The sequence below is a fragment of the Phenylobacterium sp. VNQ135 genome (assembly GCF_049445735.1).
In the GTDB taxonomy this organism is placed as follows: Bacteria; Pseudomonadota; Alphaproteobacteria; order Caulobacterales; family Caulobacteraceae; genus Phenylobacterium.
Window position 1 is genome coordinate 560,406 of sequence record NZ_JBMSDS010000004.1, and the last position, 13,555, is coordinate 573,960.

16 protein-coding genes are annotated in these 13,555 nt (G+C 70.1%); 7 read left to right on the forward strand and 9 right to left on the reverse strand.

Annotation, left to right across the window (positions count from 1 at the left end):
* Positions 1 to 26 precede the first annotated feature (26 nt).
* On the forward strand, positions 27 to 242 hold the full coding sequence (locus ACO2Q0_RS17435) for a DUF2093 domain-containing protein (protein ID WP_423352789.1): 216 nt from the start codon (positions 27 to 29) through the stop codon (positions 240 to 242).
* On the opposite strand, the gene ACO2Q0_RS17440 is transcribed toward ACO2Q0_RS17435, so the two are convergent.
* On the reverse strand, positions 239 to 1,165 hold the full coding sequence (locus ACO2Q0_RS17440) for a lysophospholipid acyltransferase family protein (RefSeq protein WP_423352790.1): 927 nt from the start codon (positions 1,163 to 1,165) through the stop codon (positions 239 to 241). The two genes, ACO2Q0_RS17435 and ACO2Q0_RS17440, sit on opposite strands and share 4 nt — an antisense overlap.
* An 87-nt stretch (positions 1,166 to 1,252) precedes the next feature.
* Here ACO2Q0_RS17440 and ACO2Q0_RS17445 point away from each other — a divergent pair, with 87 nt between their 5' ends.
* Positions 1,253 to 1,627 carry a helix-turn-helix domain-containing protein gene (locus ACO2Q0_RS17445; RefSeq protein ID WP_423352791.1) on the forward strand — a complete coding sequence of 125 codons (375 nt, stop codon included), beginning with the start codon at positions 1,253 to 1,255 and terminating at the stop codon, positions 1,625 to 1,627.
* Positions 1,628 to 1,659: 32 nt separating this feature from the next.
* Positions 1,660 to 2,487: a histidinol-phosphatase gene (hisN, locus tag ACO2Q0_RS17450; protein ID WP_423352792.1), complete on the forward strand. Its 828-nt coding sequence runs from the start codon at positions 1,660 to 1,662 to the stop codon at positions 2,485 to 2,487.
* A 4-nt stretch (positions 2,488 to 2,491) separates the two neighbouring features.
* Here hisN and ACO2Q0_RS17455 read toward each other — a convergent pair whose 3' ends face one another.
* The 4 genes from ACO2Q0_RS17455 to ACO2Q0_RS17470 form a co-directional block, all read right to left on the reverse strand.
* Complete coding sequence (locus ACO2Q0_RS17455) at positions 2,492 to 3,985, reverse strand: alpha/beta fold hydrolase (protein ID WP_423352793.1); 1,494 nt, start codon at positions 3,983 to 3,985, stop codon at positions 2,492 to 2,494.
* 10 nt (positions 3,986 to 3,995) lie between these two features.
* Complete coding sequence (locus ACO2Q0_RS17460) at positions 3,996 to 4,304, reverse strand: SCP2 sterol-binding domain-containing protein (RefSeq protein WP_423352794.1); 309 nt, start codon at positions 4,302 to 4,304, stop codon at positions 3,996 to 3,998.
* Positions 4,305 to 4,409: 105 nt separating this feature from the next.
* On the reverse strand, positions 4,410 to 5,288 hold the full coding sequence (locus ACO2Q0_RS17465) for a class I SAM-dependent methyltransferase (protein ID WP_423352795.1): 879 nt from the start codon (positions 5,286 to 5,288) through the stop codon (positions 4,410 to 4,412).
* 87 nt (positions 5,289 to 5,375) lie between these two features.
* Positions 5,376 to 6,209 (reverse strand): class I SAM-dependent methyltransferase, encoded by an 834-nt coding sequence (locus ACO2Q0_RS17470; RefSeq protein WP_423352796.1) that lies wholly within the window; start codon positions 6,207 to 6,209, stop codon positions 5,376 to 5,378.
* Between the two features lie 210 nt (positions 6,210 to 6,419).
* Between ACO2Q0_RS17470 and ACO2Q0_RS17475 the strand changes: the two genes are divergently transcribed.
* On the forward strand, positions 6,420 to 6,872 hold the full coding sequence (locus tag ACO2Q0_RS17475; protein WP_423352852.1) for an Hsp20 family protein: 453 nt from the start codon (positions 6,420 to 6,422) through the stop codon (positions 6,870 to 6,872).
* A 66-nt stretch (positions 6,873 to 6,938) separates the two neighbouring features.
* Here the strand turns inward: ACO2Q0_RS17475 and ACO2Q0_RS17480 are convergent, their stop codons facing one another.
* The 4 genes from ACO2Q0_RS17480 to gpmA are packed head-to-tail and all read right to left on the reverse strand — an operon-like array spanning position 6,939 to position 10,617.
* Positions 6,939 to 8,132, reverse strand: a complete 1,194-nt coding sequence (locus ACO2Q0_RS17480) for a pentapeptide repeat-containing protein (protein ID WP_423352797.1) — start codon at positions 8,130 to 8,132, stop codon at positions 6,939 to 6,941.
* Position 8,133: 1 nt separating this feature from the next.
* A complete protein-coding gene (locus tag ACO2Q0_RS17485) occupies positions 8,134 to 9,399 on the reverse strand; it encodes a pentapeptide repeat-containing protein (RefSeq protein ID WP_423352798.1) in 1,266 nt (421 codons plus the stop codon).
* A gap of 48 nt (positions 9,400 to 9,447) precedes the next feature.
* Positions 9,448 to 9,897, reverse strand: coding sequence for a deaminase (locus ACO2Q0_RS17490; RefSeq protein ID WP_423352799.1), 450 nt, complete (start codon positions 9,895 to 9,897; stop codon positions 9,448 to 9,450).
* 9 nt (positions 9,898 to 9,906) lie between these two features.
* Complete coding sequence (gpmA, locus tag ACO2Q0_RS17495) at positions 9,907 to 10,617, reverse strand: 2,3-diphosphoglycerate-dependent phosphoglycerate mutase (RefSeq protein WP_423352800.1); 711 nt, start codon at positions 10,615 to 10,617, stop codon at positions 9,907 to 9,909.
* 83 nt (positions 10,618 to 10,700) lie between these two features.
* Between gpmA and ACO2Q0_RS17500 the strand changes: the two genes are divergently transcribed.
* The 3 genes from ACO2Q0_RS17500 to ACO2Q0_RS17510 all read left to right on the forward strand — a co-directional run bounded on the left by ACO2Q0_RS17500 (position 10,701) and on the right by ACO2Q0_RS17510 (position 13,532).
* Positions 10,701 to 10,946 (forward strand): hypothetical protein, encoded by a 246-nt coding sequence (locus ACO2Q0_RS17500; protein WP_423352801.1) that lies wholly within the window; start codon positions 10,701 to 10,703, stop codon positions 10,944 to 10,946.
* Positions 10,943 to 11,908, forward strand: a complete 966-nt coding sequence (locus tag ACO2Q0_RS17505; RefSeq protein ID WP_423352802.1) for a KpsF/GutQ family sugar-phosphate isomerase — start codon at positions 10,943 to 10,945, stop codon at positions 11,906 to 11,908. The genes ACO2Q0_RS17500 and ACO2Q0_RS17505 overlap by 4 nt, the downstream gene beginning before the upstream one ends.
* 121 nt (positions 11,909 to 12,029) lie before the next feature.
* A complete protein-coding gene (locus ACO2Q0_RS17510) occupies positions 12,030 to 13,532 on the forward strand; it encodes a phosphomannomutase/phosphoglucomutase (protein ID WP_423352803.1) in 1,503 nt (500 codons plus the stop codon).
* The last annotated feature ends 23 nt before the right edge of the window (positions 13,533 to 13,555 follow it).

A 13,555-nucleotide genomic window follows, 5' to 3' on the forward strand; every position in this document is an offset into this window, starting at 1 on the left:
GCCCTCGAGGGTCTAAATAGCCCCGCATGAACGCCCACGACCCCGCCGGCGCCGACATCGCCAAGCTCCACTACGGCGACGGCGATTTCGCCGTGCTGAAGCCGGGCCGCTATGTGATCTGCGCCGTCACCGGCCAGAAGGTGCCGCTGGAACAGCTCCGCTACTGGAGCGCCGAACTGCAGGAGGCCTACGCCGGCCCCGGCGAGGCGCTGCAACGGTGGCGCGAGACGCACGCGGGCTAGGCCCGCCGCTTGTAGACTTCGTTCGGCCAGCGTCTGTGGACCCAGAACCAGTCATGGGGACGGGCGCGGATGCGCGCCTCGATGAAGGCGTTGATGCGGCGCACGCCAGCCTCGATGTCGGCCTCACGATCGCCCGTGTCGGCCAGATGGATCGGTTCGTGGACAATCACCTTGAAGCGAGCGCCGGGGCCTAGGCGCTCGACGCTCATCGGCTGCAACGGCGCGCCGAACCGCAGCGCGAAGGTCGAGGGGCCAGGCGCGGTGTGCGCCATCTCGCCGAACAGCGGCGCGGCCACGCCGCCGTTGAACTTCTGGTCGTTCATCAGCGCCACGGACTCGCCGCGCGACAGCGCCCGCATCAGTTCGCGCGCGCCCTCCAGGCCCTTGGGCGCGAAGAGCCGGACGCCATAGCGGAAACGGTTCTTTCGCACCCGCTCGTCGACCAGCGGGTTGTTCATCGCCCGGTAGGTGATCTGGCAGGGCACGCCGGCCCGGACGATGGCGGCGGCCATCACCTCGAAGTTCGAGAAGTGGCCCGAGATGAAGACGGCGGGTCCGCCGCCGTTCGCGATTTCGGCCAGCCGCTCGCCGTTCTCGATCGTCAGGCGCGAGGGATCGGCCACGATGCCGTCGAGGATCGGAAACTCCAGCAGCCAGCGCCCGAGCTCCTCCCACTGGGCGCGCATCAGGGCCGCGATCTCGGCGTCCGACGCCTGCGGGAAGGCGATGCGCAGGTTGCGCTCGGCCACGCGGCGCGCGCTCGTCAGGGGACCCAGGGTGCGGAAGAGCCAGGCCCCGAAATCCGAGACGGCGTCGACGGGGAAGAGACGGGCGACACTGGAGAGGGCGTCGAAGGCCAGGGCCTCCAGCCGCCACGCGAGCCTCTGGCCGAAGCTGGAAGTCGGTTCGCGCGTCTCGGCCATGTCCCTCCAATAGTGGCCCGCGACTTGCGGCGGAAGACCGGACGGGTCCCGAACCGGGACAGCGGGGTTAATGCACGGGCGTCTGAAATGGACGAGATCGACCTTCACCTGGGCCGCAAGCTTCGCCGGCGCCGGAAACTGCTCGGCCTGACCCAGCAGGAGCTTGCGGGCGCGTGCGGCGTGCGCTTCCAGCAGATTCAGAAGTACGAGTGCGCCGCCAACCGCATGTCCGCGGCGCGGCTCTGGCAGCTCTCCGAAGTCCTGGATGCGCCGGTCAGCTATTTCTACGAAGGCCTGTCGGCGGAGCAGCGCAGGGCCCACGAGGAAGCGGACGAGGCGCTCGACCTGTTCGCCCGCGAGGAGACCCACGAGCTGGTCCGCGCCTATTACGCCTTGGGCGAGCGCCCGCGCCGGCGGCTGCTGGAGCTGGCCAAGGCGATGAACGGCGAGGCCAAGGCTTAAGCCCGGACCCAAGTCGGGCTAAAGCGGGGGCCATGCCGATGTCCCCCGCCCTGATGTCCGAACTCGACGCCTTCCTGCTGGAGCTCAATCGCACCGCCGGCGAAGCGATCCTGCCGCTGTTCCGGGCCGACCACGGCCTGATCGACAAGGGGGTGGCCGGCGCATCCGGCTATCGCGGCTTCGATCCGGTCACCGAAGCCGACCGCGGCGCCGAACGGGCCATCCGGACCTTGATTGCGCAGCGCTACCCCGATCACGGCGTCATTGGCGAGGAGTACGGGGAGGACCGCCCCGACGCCGAATTCGTCTGGGTGTTGGATCCGGTCGACGGCACCCGGGCCTTCATCGCCGGCCTGCCGCTGTGGTGCGTGCTGATCGGGCTCCGTCACGAGGGCAGGCCCGTGCTCGGCTCGATCGGCCAGCCGTACCTCGACGAAGTCTATCTGGGCTCGGCGGCCGGGTCGCGACTGGTGGCGCGCGGAGCCGAGCGGCCGCTGAGGGTGAGGCCCTGCCCCAAGCTGACCGATGCGATCATCGCCACCACGGACCCCGAGGCCTGCTTCAGCGGCGCCGAGCTGGGCGCCTGGACACAGGTCCGCGCGGCGGCGCGTCTCGCCCGCCTGGGCTGCGACGCCTATGCCTATGCCATGGTGGCCTCGGGCACGGTCGACATGGTGATCGAGGCCGGGCTCAAGGCCTGGGACATCGACGCCGCGATCCCCCTGATCGAGGGCGCAGGCGGCCTGACCACCGACTGGCGCGGCCAGCCGGTGGGACAGAACGGCGGACAGGTGGCCATCGCCGGCGATCACGCCTGCCTCGAGGAGGCGCTGGTCGCCCTTCGACGGTCAGCCGTCTAGAGGCCTACTTCTTCGCCGGAGCCTTCTTGGCGGCGGGCGCCTTGGCCGCGGCGGGCTTCTTGGCGGCCGGAGCCTTGGCGACAGCGGCAGGCTTAGCCGCTGGCTTAGCGGCCGGCTTGGCCGTCGGCTTCTTGGCCGCAGCAGCTTTCTTGGCGGCGGTCGCAGGCTTCGCGGCCGCAGTCTTCGCCGGCGCCTTGGCGGCCGGAGCCTTCTTCGTCGCGGCGGGCTTCGCGGCGGGTTTCGCCGCGACCTTCGGGGCCGCCTTGGCCGGGGCCGGCTTCTTGGCCGGAGACGCCGCCTTCGCAGCCGGCGCCTTCGCCGCTGCGGGCTTCACAGCCTTGGCGGTCGCGGGCTTCTTCGCCGCGGCAGGCTTCTTCGCAGCGGGCTTCTTGGCCGCAGGCTTGGCCGCGGTCGCAGCGGGCTTCGCCGCCGCGGGGGCGGCCGGGGCCGCTGCGGGGGCCGGAGCGGGCTTCGGGGCCTCGGCGGGCTTGGCCGCCTCGACAGGCTTCGGCGGGGTGGCCGCCGCAGCTTTCGGGCCTTCGGAAGGCTTCGGCGCAGTCTTGCCGGTGAGCGCGTCGAAGACCTTCAGGAAGATGTTACGCATGTCGTCCGTCTCCATCAGGATTTCGTGGTAGGCGCCGGGAACGGTCACGAGCCGTCCCTGCGGGAGGTTGCGGGCCGCCGCGGCTTGCGCGGCGTTGTCGACGAGCCGGTCTTCGGCCGCCGAGACGATCTCGACCGGGATGGTCACCGAACGCAGGCGCTCGGGCCTGGCCAGGAAGGCGGTGGCGCGGATGGCGAACTCGAGCCAGCCCCAGGTCGGGGCGCCCAGGGCCAGCTCGGGCATGGCGGCGACCTGGGCGCGGTGACTCATGAAGCGGCGACGATCATGGGTCAGGATGTTGCCTTCGAAGGTGTCGTCGAAGGGCTTGCCCGCCTGGCCCAGGGTGTAGAGGCCGGCTCGGCCCAGAGCGACGTTGAGGCGGGCGAGCAACGCCGCGGCGACGGGCGAGACCTTGCCGAACTGGACGCCCAGCATCGGCGCGGACAGAACCGCACCGGCGAAACGCTTCTCGCCATGGGCCAAGGCGAGCAGGGTCAGGCAGCCGCCCATCGAATGGCCGACGGCGATCCACGGCTTCGGCAGCCGTTCCTCGTAGCGATCCAACAGGCGGCCGAAGTCCGTCAGGAAGGCGTTGTAGCCGCGCGCGTGGCCTTTCAGCGGATCGGCGAGCGCACGGGCCGACAGGCCCTGGCCGCGCCAGTCGTGCGCCAGCACGACGAAGCCGCGCGCCAGGAAATCGGTGATGGTTTCGTAGTACTTCTCGATCGGCTCGGTGCGGCCGCCCGACAGCACCACCGACCCCCGGGCCCGGCCGGCCGGCTGGAACAGCGCCGCGCGCAGCCGCACGCCGTCCGCGCCGGTGAACCAGTCGGCCTCGCCGCCCGGCGGAACCGGGGCCTCGGCGATGTCGAGAAGGGGCGCGGGCTCTGTCATTGCGGGTCGCTTACACGGCCTTCGAAAACAGAGCCTGAATCTCGGGCTGCAGCTTCATCGCCAGCCCCATGTCGGACAGCTTCATGCGGCCGGTCATCATGGCGCGCATCGGGTCGAGCTCGCCTTTGCCCAACGCGACGAGATCGCCGCGGCTGATCCGCACCGTCAGGTCGGCCGGCTTGTCCTCGTTGGAGACCTCCGTCCCGGCCACGTGGATGACGCCCTCGCCCTTGAGGTCGAGCTTCACGGCGCGCGACAGTCCGGCCCCCGACGCGACCGCCCTGCGGATCCGTTCCGTCAATTCCTCGAGCGTCGCCATGCGCCCCCGCGCTCCCCCGACTCACGGTTGAGCTTCGCCTTAGGCGCGAAATGTGTAAACGGGTCGTGACCCCCGTTACGCGGATTGCCGCATACGAGGCGTTCGTCAGGCCGGTTTGACGAACTTCAGCGTCATCCGGTCGCTTTCGCCGATGGCTTCGTACTTGGCCCGATCGAAGCCTGGATCGGCGGGCTGGCCGAACGCCGAGGTGCGCCGCACGGGCGGCAGCGTCCACACGCCGAAAGGATGGTCCTTGGTGTCCTTCGGATTGGCGTTGATCTCGCTCTCGCCGGCGAGCCTGAAGCCGGCCTCCTCGGCGAGCTTCATCGCGTAGGCCTGCTCCACATAGCCGTTGCTGGCCAGCAGGTCGGGCACGCCGCCGGGATTGGCGCGATGCTCCTCCACGCCAAGCACGCCCCCCGGCTTCAGCGCGAGGAAGGCGTCGCGGAACGCCTTCTCGGCGATGCCCGCCGCCATCCAGTTGTGCAGGTTGCGCAGGAAGAGCACGAGGTCCGCGCTGCCGGCCGGCGCCACCGGGCCGCTGGTGGGGCCGAAGCTGGTGAACTCGATCTTGCCGTAGAGCTTCGGATTGCCGCTGAAGCGCCGGGCATAGGCGTCGAACACCGTGCGCGTGGCCGTATCCGCCGGATCGGTGATCTGCTGCTGCGCCGCGTAGAGCTTGCCGCCCGTGGCGGCGAGGTAGGGCGCCAGGATGTCGGTGTACCAGCCGGCCCCTGGCCAGAACTCCACGACCGTGGCGCCAGGCTTCAGCCCCCAGAACCGCAGGCTTTCCACCGGATGGCGGAACGGGTCGCGGGCCCGATCGGCGGGGAGGCGCCACGCGCCGGCCACCGCGCCTTCCAGCGTCGCCGGATCAGCGGCCTTGGTCTTGGGCGCAGGCGCCGCCTGGGGTTCCGGCTTCTGGCCGCAGGCGGCGAGCGCGGCGGCGCTCGCCAGCACCATGCGGCGGGAGAGAAGGATCATCTTGCCCTGCAACCTTGCGCCTCCGCCCCCCGGCAGCCGGCCTCATCCGGGCTTAACCGGATCACCGCCGGGGGTCAAAGCGACAGCTCAGCCCACCTTCACGAAACGAAGCGTCATCCGGTCGCTCTCGCCGATCGCGTCGTACTTCGTGCGGTCGAAGCTGGGGTCGGCAGGCTGGCCGCGCGCGGCGCTCTGGCGTGTCGGCGGCAGGGTCCAGACGCCGAAGGGATGGTCCTTGGCGTCCTTCGGATTGGCGTTGATCTCGGACTTCGCCTGCAGCTTGAAGCCGGCCTTTTCCGCCGCGGCGATGACGGTCTTCTCCGACATGTAGCCGTCCGACCAGTTGGCCGCTTCCGGCTTCGGGTCCTTCCGGTGCTCTTCCACCGCGAGCACGCCGCCCGGCTTCAGTGCGGCGTGAGCGTCCTTGAGCACCTTCTCGAGCAGGCCCGGCTGCGTGACCCAGTTGTGGATGTTGCGGGCCGTGATGACGAGGTCGGCGGACCCCGGGGCGGCCAGCGGGCCGGAACTCGGACCGAAGTTGGCGTAGGTGATCTTCCCGTACTTGGCCTCGTCGGCGTACTTCTTCTCGAAGTTGGCGCGGCCGGTCTTGGCGGCTTCGGACAGGTTCGGGTTGTTCAGGTCGGCCGCCGTGGCGATGTAGGTCCCGCCCGTGGCCTTGGCGTAGGGCGCGAGGATCTCGGTCCAGTAGCCCGACCCCGGCTGGAGTTCGATCACGGTCTGCTTGGGCTTCAGGCCCCAGAACGTCAGGGTCTCCACAGGATGCCGCGCGGCGTCCCGCGCCTTGTGCGCCTCGCCCCGTTGCGATCCGTTCACGGCGGCCTGGAGCTGGGCGTCGGCGGCATAAGCCGGCGCGGAGATCGCGGCCGCGGCGACGGCGGCGGCGAGGAGCGGACGGAGCATCTGTGGGAGCCTCCCTAAGGCGTTTGATGGCGAGGAGCCTTAAGCGGCCGAGCTTCCCGCGCAAGCCCTTGAACCGGGTTTTCTGCCGCCTAAATCAACTCGCGGAAGGCGCTGGATGTCCGGGCTTTCCGGCCGCCGCGGATGCTTTCGAGGTCCAACGGCGCGCCCAACCCAAACGCAACCTTGCTTCTGAAGAAGGATGTGAACCGCATGCGTACGATCGACTTCTCCCCCCTCTATCGCTCCGTCGTGGGCTTCGACCGCCTGGCCTCGCTGCTCGAGACCGCCGCCGCCGACGCCGCCACGGGCTATCCGCCGTACAACATCGAGCGGACCGACGAGAACGCCTACCGCATCGACATCGCGGTGGCGGGCTTCCGTCCTGAAGAACTCAACGTCGAGGTGAAGGAGAACCTCCTCACCGTGCAGGGCCGCAAGGCCGCCAACGACGAGGCCAAGCAGTACCTGCACCGCGGCCTCGCCGAGCGCAATTTCGAGCGCCGCTTCCAGCTGGCGGACTATGTGGTCGTGACCGACGCGAACCTGGCCGACGGCCTGCTGTCGATCGCCCTGAAGCGCGAGCTGCCCGAGGCGCTCAAGCCGCGGACGATCGCCATCACGACCGGCCAGTCGAACCTGATCGAAGGCGAGAAGGCCGCGTAAGCGCTCTTCGGCCTCTCAGGCCAAAGACGAGGCGGCGTCCGCGAGGGCGCCGCCTTTTTTGGTGCGTCAGCGAAGCGGCGGCCGGCAGCCGCGGGCGTCGACGCCCTCGGTGACGGCCCTGGTCAGGTCGGCCCCGTCGAGCCTGGCGTAGCGGAGCCGGGCTCCCGTGAGGTTGGTCGGGGTTTCCCGACCAGGGCCCAGCGGCAGCGGCCCGAGAATCGCGTTCGTCAGATCGGCGCGCGTGAGGTTCGCACCCGCCAGCCGTGCGCCGCGCAGGTCGGCTCCCGCCAGATTGGCGCCGGTGAAGTCGGCGTTCTCGAGGTTCGCCCCCTGGAAGTGCGCGCCGGAGAGGTCGAGGCCCGCAAGGCAGGCCCCCTTGGCGCTGACGGCGGTCAGACGCAGCCCCTTCAGCTCGGCAAGAGCGGGCCGCAGGTCCTCGCCGTCGAGGGCGGTGGGCTTACCCTCCTTGCCCCCCGAGCGAACCCAGGCGTCGTGCGCCTTGGCCTGGCGGACGAGCTGTTCGGCGCGGACCATCGCCGGGCGGCCGGGCGGCTGACGCACTTGCCCGAGCTTGGCGCCCGCGGTCCGGGCGGTGGTCAGGCTGACGCCTTCGAGATCGGCGTCGGCGAAGTCGGCATTGGACAGATCGGCGCCGTTCACGTCGGCGTGCGCCAGCGCCGCCCCTGCCAGGTTGGCGCCGCGGAAATTGGCGTCCGTGAGCTGAGCGCCCTTCATCGAAGAATCCGACAAGTCGGCGCCCACGGCGTTCAGCCCGTTCAACTGCGAGCGGTCGAGGATGGCGCCCGATAGCGTCGCGCCATCGACATAACCGCTGCGCGGCTCCTCGACGACGGTCGGGAAGCCCTTGCTGGGATGCGGCATCGACATCTTGCCCGGCCGCAGGTCGGCCTCGGTCAGATCGGCGCCGGCGAGGTTCGCACCCGTCAGGCACGCGCCGCGGAGGTTCGCGCGCCGCAGGTCGGCGTTGCGCAGATCGGCGCCGCGCAGGTCGCAACCGGAGAGATTGGCGCCGGCGAGCCTGGCGCCCGAGAGCCTTGCGGCGTCGAACACCGAGCCGGTGAAATCGGCGCCCGAGAGATCGCGGCCCGCGAGGTCGAGGCCCGAGAAGTCGACGAACGGCAGCATCGCCCGCTTGCCGCCCTGCCCGGCCGCATGGCGGGCGTGGGCGTCCAGCAGGATCGCCAGTTCGCCCTCGCTGAGGCGACGGCGGCCGGTGAGGACAGGCTTCGGCGCGGTCACGTCAGATCACGTCGTCCAGGCCGCGCGCGCCCTGGCGGGTCGCGCCCGTGAGCCTGACCTGGCGCAGCACGGCGCCCTGGAAGTTGGCCCGGCTCAGGTCGGCTTGGTCGAGGATTGCCTGCCGCAGGTCCGCGCCGCTGAGGTCGGCGCTCTTGAGCTGCGCGCCGGTGAGATCGCAGGGCATCACCCGGTCGCCGCCCAACAGCAACGGCCCCATCTGGGCGTCGCGCAAGTCCGAGCCCGAGAGTTTCGCGCCCACGAGACGGGCCCCGCGCAGATCCGCCCGGCGGAGGTTGCAGTTGCGCAGGTCGGCGTCCTCGAGGTGGGCTCCCTGGAGTTGAACGCCTTCCATATCGAGCCCGTAGAAGATCGCGCCCCGGCCCGAAAGCGCCGTCAGGTTGAAGCCGCGGATGGAACCCAGCGCCCGCAGGTCGGCGCCGTCGAAGACCGATGGCGCGCCTTCCTCGCCCGCCGTCTCGCACCAGCGCGCGTGGTCGCGGATCATGGTCTTGTAGGGCATGCCGGTGGCGAGCTTGCCCGCCGGCTCGTCGGTCAGGACCCCGGCCAGGTTCGCGTTCATCACGTTCCAGGCCACCGTCTTGGCGCCCACGAGCACGGCGTCGCGCAGGTCGGCGCCCGCGAGGTCGGCGCCGGACAGGTCCGCGCCCGACAGATTGGCCCCCTTCATCGAGGCCTGCTTGAGGTTCGCCCGGATCAGCTTGGCGTCCCGCAGCACCGCATCGGTGAAATCGGCGCGCACCGCCATGACGCCCGAGAGACGCGAGCGTTCGAGGTTGGCCCCCGCCAGGATCGCGCCCTGCATCTCTCCGGGCTTGGTGGGCGCCCCGGTTTCCAGACGGCGGAAGCCGAACTTGCGGTCGGCGGCGGCGAGTTGGCCCTCGCGCAGGTCGGCTTCGAAGAGGTCTGCGCCGGTCAGGTCTGCGTTGCGCAGGCAGGCGGCGCGCAGGTCGGCGCGACGCAGCGAAGCGTCGTTCAGCTTGGCGTTCTGCAGGTCCGCGCCGAACAACGTCGCATTGTCGAGGCGCGCGCCCGCCAGGTTGCTGTCGCTCAGGATCGCGCCGGTGAAGTCCGCGTCGCAGAGATTGCGGCCGGCCAGGTTGAGCCCGGACAGGTCCTTCCAAGCGAAAACCGCCCGGGCGCCGCCCGGCTTGGAGGTCCACAGCCGGTCATGCTTGGCGCAGACGGCGTCCGCCTCCGCCTGGGTCAGGCGGACGTGAACGAGCGTCCGGGTTTCGGTGACGGGCATTCGGGACGAGGTCCGGCGACGATTCGAACCACGTTACGGTCTGACCGATTAACGACGTATTTGCATAGATTTAGCGGGCGAGTACCCCACGTAGAGGTCCTCCGCCTCGGCGCTCAACAACCCCTGGTCGAACGCAATGTTCGACGCACGCAGTCGCACCTCGCCGCGACCTGCGGCGAACACCGAGGGGTCGCGCGACGCCACGACGACCCGGACGACGCCCGCGCGCGCCAGGAGCTCGCTGCAGGAGGCGGCGCCGGAGGAGCGCTGACCACAGGGTTCGAGGGTGACGTAGGCCGTCGCGCCGCGGGCGGCCTCGCCCGCCCGAGTCAGGGCGACCTCTTCCGCGTGAGGGCGGCCGCCGTCGCCGGTGGCGCCCTCTCCGACCACCCTGCCGTCGCGGACGATCACGCAGCCGACGGCCGGATTATCGCCGGTGCGGCCGAGCTGGGCTCGGGCGACCGCGATGGCCCGCCGCATGAAGTCCTCGTCGGTCATGCGACGAACCTAGACCGCCGGCAGCTCCGTGGCACGCGCGGCGTCGAGATAGCGCGCGGACGTCGGCTTCAGGCCCTCGTCCAGCTCGATGACCAGCGGGTTGCCGGTGGGGATCTCGACGCCGACGATCGCGTCGTCGCCCACCCCGAACAGCAGCTTGACGATGGCCCGGAGGGAATTGCCGTGGGCGGCGATCAACAGCGTCTCGCCCTTCTTCAGGAACGGCGCGATGTCGCTTTCCCAGTAGGGCTGCACCCGATCCAGCGTGGTCTTCAGGCTCTCGGTGTCGGGCAGCTTGGCGCCGGCGTAGCGGCGATCCTTGGAGAAATCGTATTCCGAGCCGGCGGGCAGCGGCGGCGGCGGAATGTCGTAGGAGCGGCGCCAGATCTTGACCTGCTCCTCGCCGTGCTTCTCGGCGGTCTCGGCCTTGTTGAGGCCGGTCAGGCCGCCGTAGTGCCGCTCGTTCAGCCGCCAGTCCTTGGTTTCTGGCACGAAGGCCTGCTTCGCCGCCCACAGCGCCAGCCAGGAGGTGCGGATCGCACGCGTCTGCACCGAGGTGAAGCAGCGGTCGATGGCGAGGCCCGCCTGAGCGATCAGCTCGCCGCCCTTCTTGGCCTCGGCCTCGCCCTGGGGCGTCAGGTCGACGTCCACCCAGCCGGTGAAGCGGTTCTCGAGGTTCCACTGGCTCTGGCCGTGACGCAGCAGGATCAGGGTGGGCAAGGCGGCGCTCCTGTTTGGCGGGAAGAGAGCGGCTAGGACCCGAGGCTTTCGCCGTCAAGTCGGCGCGGGCTATAGAACGCCGGATGCTGGACCGCCTCTACCTCCCCTTTTTGGCTCTCGCCGCCGCAGCGGCGGTGGCGCTCGCGCTCGTCTGGCCGCAAGGGTTGGGCGACCGCTCGCCCGCCCCGTTCGGCCACACGCCGGTACAGCGGACGGCCGCGGTGCAGGCGGCCATGAAGCGCGAGCACGAGGCCGCGATGCAGCGGACCGACCAGGCGCGCGAGGCTGTCCGCAACATCCAGAACCAGGCGCTGGCGCCCTCGCAATGAGCGGCCACGATCCGATCTCCGTTGGCCGCCGCGTCCTGGAGACCGAGGCCGAGGCGCTGGGCCGGATGGCGCGCGAACTGGGTGAGCCGTTCGCCAAGGCCGTCGAGACGCTGTTCGCCGCCCGCGGGCGGATCATCTGCACGGGCATGGGCAAGTCGGGCCACATCGCCCGCAAGATCGCCGCCACCCTGGCGTCCACCGGCTCCACCGCGGCCTTCGTCCACCCCAGCGAGGCGAGCCACGGCGACCTGGGGATGATCGGCGCCGACGACGTCATCCTCGCGCTGAGCAAGACCGGAGAGACCCGCGAACTGGCGGACGTGATCGCGTATGCGGCGCGGTTCGGCATCCCGCTGATCGCCCTGACGGCGGCGGCCGAGGCCACCCTGGCGCGGGCGGCCGACATCGTGCTGCTGCTGCCGGACGCGCCTGAAGCCACGGACGCGGTGAATGCGCCGACCACGTCGACGACCCTGCAGCTCGCCATGGGCGACGCCCTGGCGGTGGCGCTGCTGGAGCGCCGCGGGTTCCAGCCGACCGACTTCAGGATCTTCCATCCTGGCGGCAAGCTGGGCGCCATGCTGCGGACGGCCGCCGACCTGATGCACGGGCGCGAGGAACTGCCGCTGGTCTCACCCGAGACGCCGATGCGCCAGGCCCTGCTGGTCATGACGCAGATGCGCTGGGGAATCGTGGGCGTGGTGGCGCCGGACGGGCGCCTTCTGGGAGCGATCACCGACGGCGACCTGCGCCGCCACATCGACGGCCTGATGGACCACACAGCGGGCGAGGTGATGACCCGCGGTCCGAAAAAGACCGCTCCGCCGCACATGCTGGCGGGCGAGGCGCTGGCGCTGATGAGCGATCCTGCGCCGGCGGTCACCGTGCTGTTCGTCGTCGAGGACGGCCGCCCCGTAGGCATCCTGCACGTCCACGACCTGCTGCGCGCCGGGGTGATGTAGGTCCCGAGGGATCGCACGATCAAATGAAAAGGACGGACCCAAGCTGCGCCTTATGCGTTCGGCTGGCCGGGGATCGATCCGCCAAGTAAAGAGACCCGCGACCCGTAACGCCGGAGTTCCGATGCTGCCTGCCCCCAGAGCCGACCTTGTCCCGAACACCTTCGACTACGAGATCCGGCCGCTGGTGAAGGCCACGGGCTTCCGCGAATACGACGCCCGCTGGCTCTTCGGTCCCGAGATCAACCTGCTGGGCATCCAGGCGCTGGGCCTTGGCCTTGGGACCTACATCCAGGAGCTCGGCCAGAAGCGGATCGTGGTGGGCCACGACTTCCGGTCCTATTCGCTGTCGATCAAGCAGGCGCTGACCATCGGCCTCGTCGCCGCCGGCTGCGAGGTGCTGGACATCGGCCTGTCGGTCTCGCCGATGGCCTATTTCGCCCAGTTCGACCTGGACGCCCCTTGCGTGGCCATGGTCACCGCCAGCCACAACGAGAACGGCTGGACGGGCGTGAAGATGGGCGCCCAGAAGCCGCTGACCTTCGGCCCCGACGAGATGGGCCGGCTGAAGGAGATCGTCCTGAAGGGCGAGTGGGCGGAGCGCCCCGGCGGCTCGGTTCAGCACGTCGAAGGCGTGGCCGAGCGCTACATCGCCGACGTGGCGAGCCGCGCCAGCCTGAAGCGGCCGCTGAAGGTGATCGCGGCCTGCGGCAACGGCACGGCCGGGGCCTTCGCGCCGGAAGCGCTGCGCCGGATGGGCGTCGCCACGGTGATCGAGATGGACTGCGATCTCGACTTCAACTTCCCGAAGTACAACCCGAACCCCGAAGACAGCGTCATGCTGCACGCCATGGCCGAGGCGGTCCGACGCTATGACGCCGACGTCGCCCTGGGCTTCGACGGCGACGGCGACCGCTGCGGGGTGGTGGACGACGAGGGCGAGGAGATCTTCGCCGACAAGATCGGCCTGATGCTGGCCCGCGACCTTTCGGTCCTGCACAAGGACGCCACCTTCATCGTCGACGTGAAGTCCACAGGCCTGTTCGCCACCGACGAGGTGCTGAAGGCCAACGGCGCCAAGACGGTCTACTGGAAGACCGGCCACAGCTACATCAAGCGCAAGACGGCCGAACTCGGCGCGCTGGCCGGCTTCGAGAAGAGCGGCCACTTCTTCTTCAACCCGCCGATCGGGCGCGGCTATGACGACGGCCTGGTGGCCGCCGCCGCGATCCTGTCGATGCTGGACCGCAACCCCGACAAGAAGCTCTCCGACCTGAAGAAGGCCCTGCCGGTGGCCTTCACCTCCCTGACCATGAGCCCGCACTGCGCCGACGAGGAGAAGTACGGCGTGGTCGACGACGTCGTCCGCGAATACACCGAATTCGCCAACGCCGGCGGGACCATCCTGGGCCGCAAGATCACCGACCTCGTCACCGTCAACGGGGTCCGCGTGGCCCTGGAGGACGGCTCGTGGGTGCTGGTGCGCGCCTCATCCAACAAGCCCGAGCTGGTGGTCGTGGTGGAGAGCACGCAGTCCGAGGACGACATGCGCCGCCTGTTCCGCGAAGAGGTGAAGCCGCGCCTCGCGAAACGGTCACAAGTGGGCGCCTATAACCAGGAAATCTGATTCCGACGTCCACGGACGTCTTC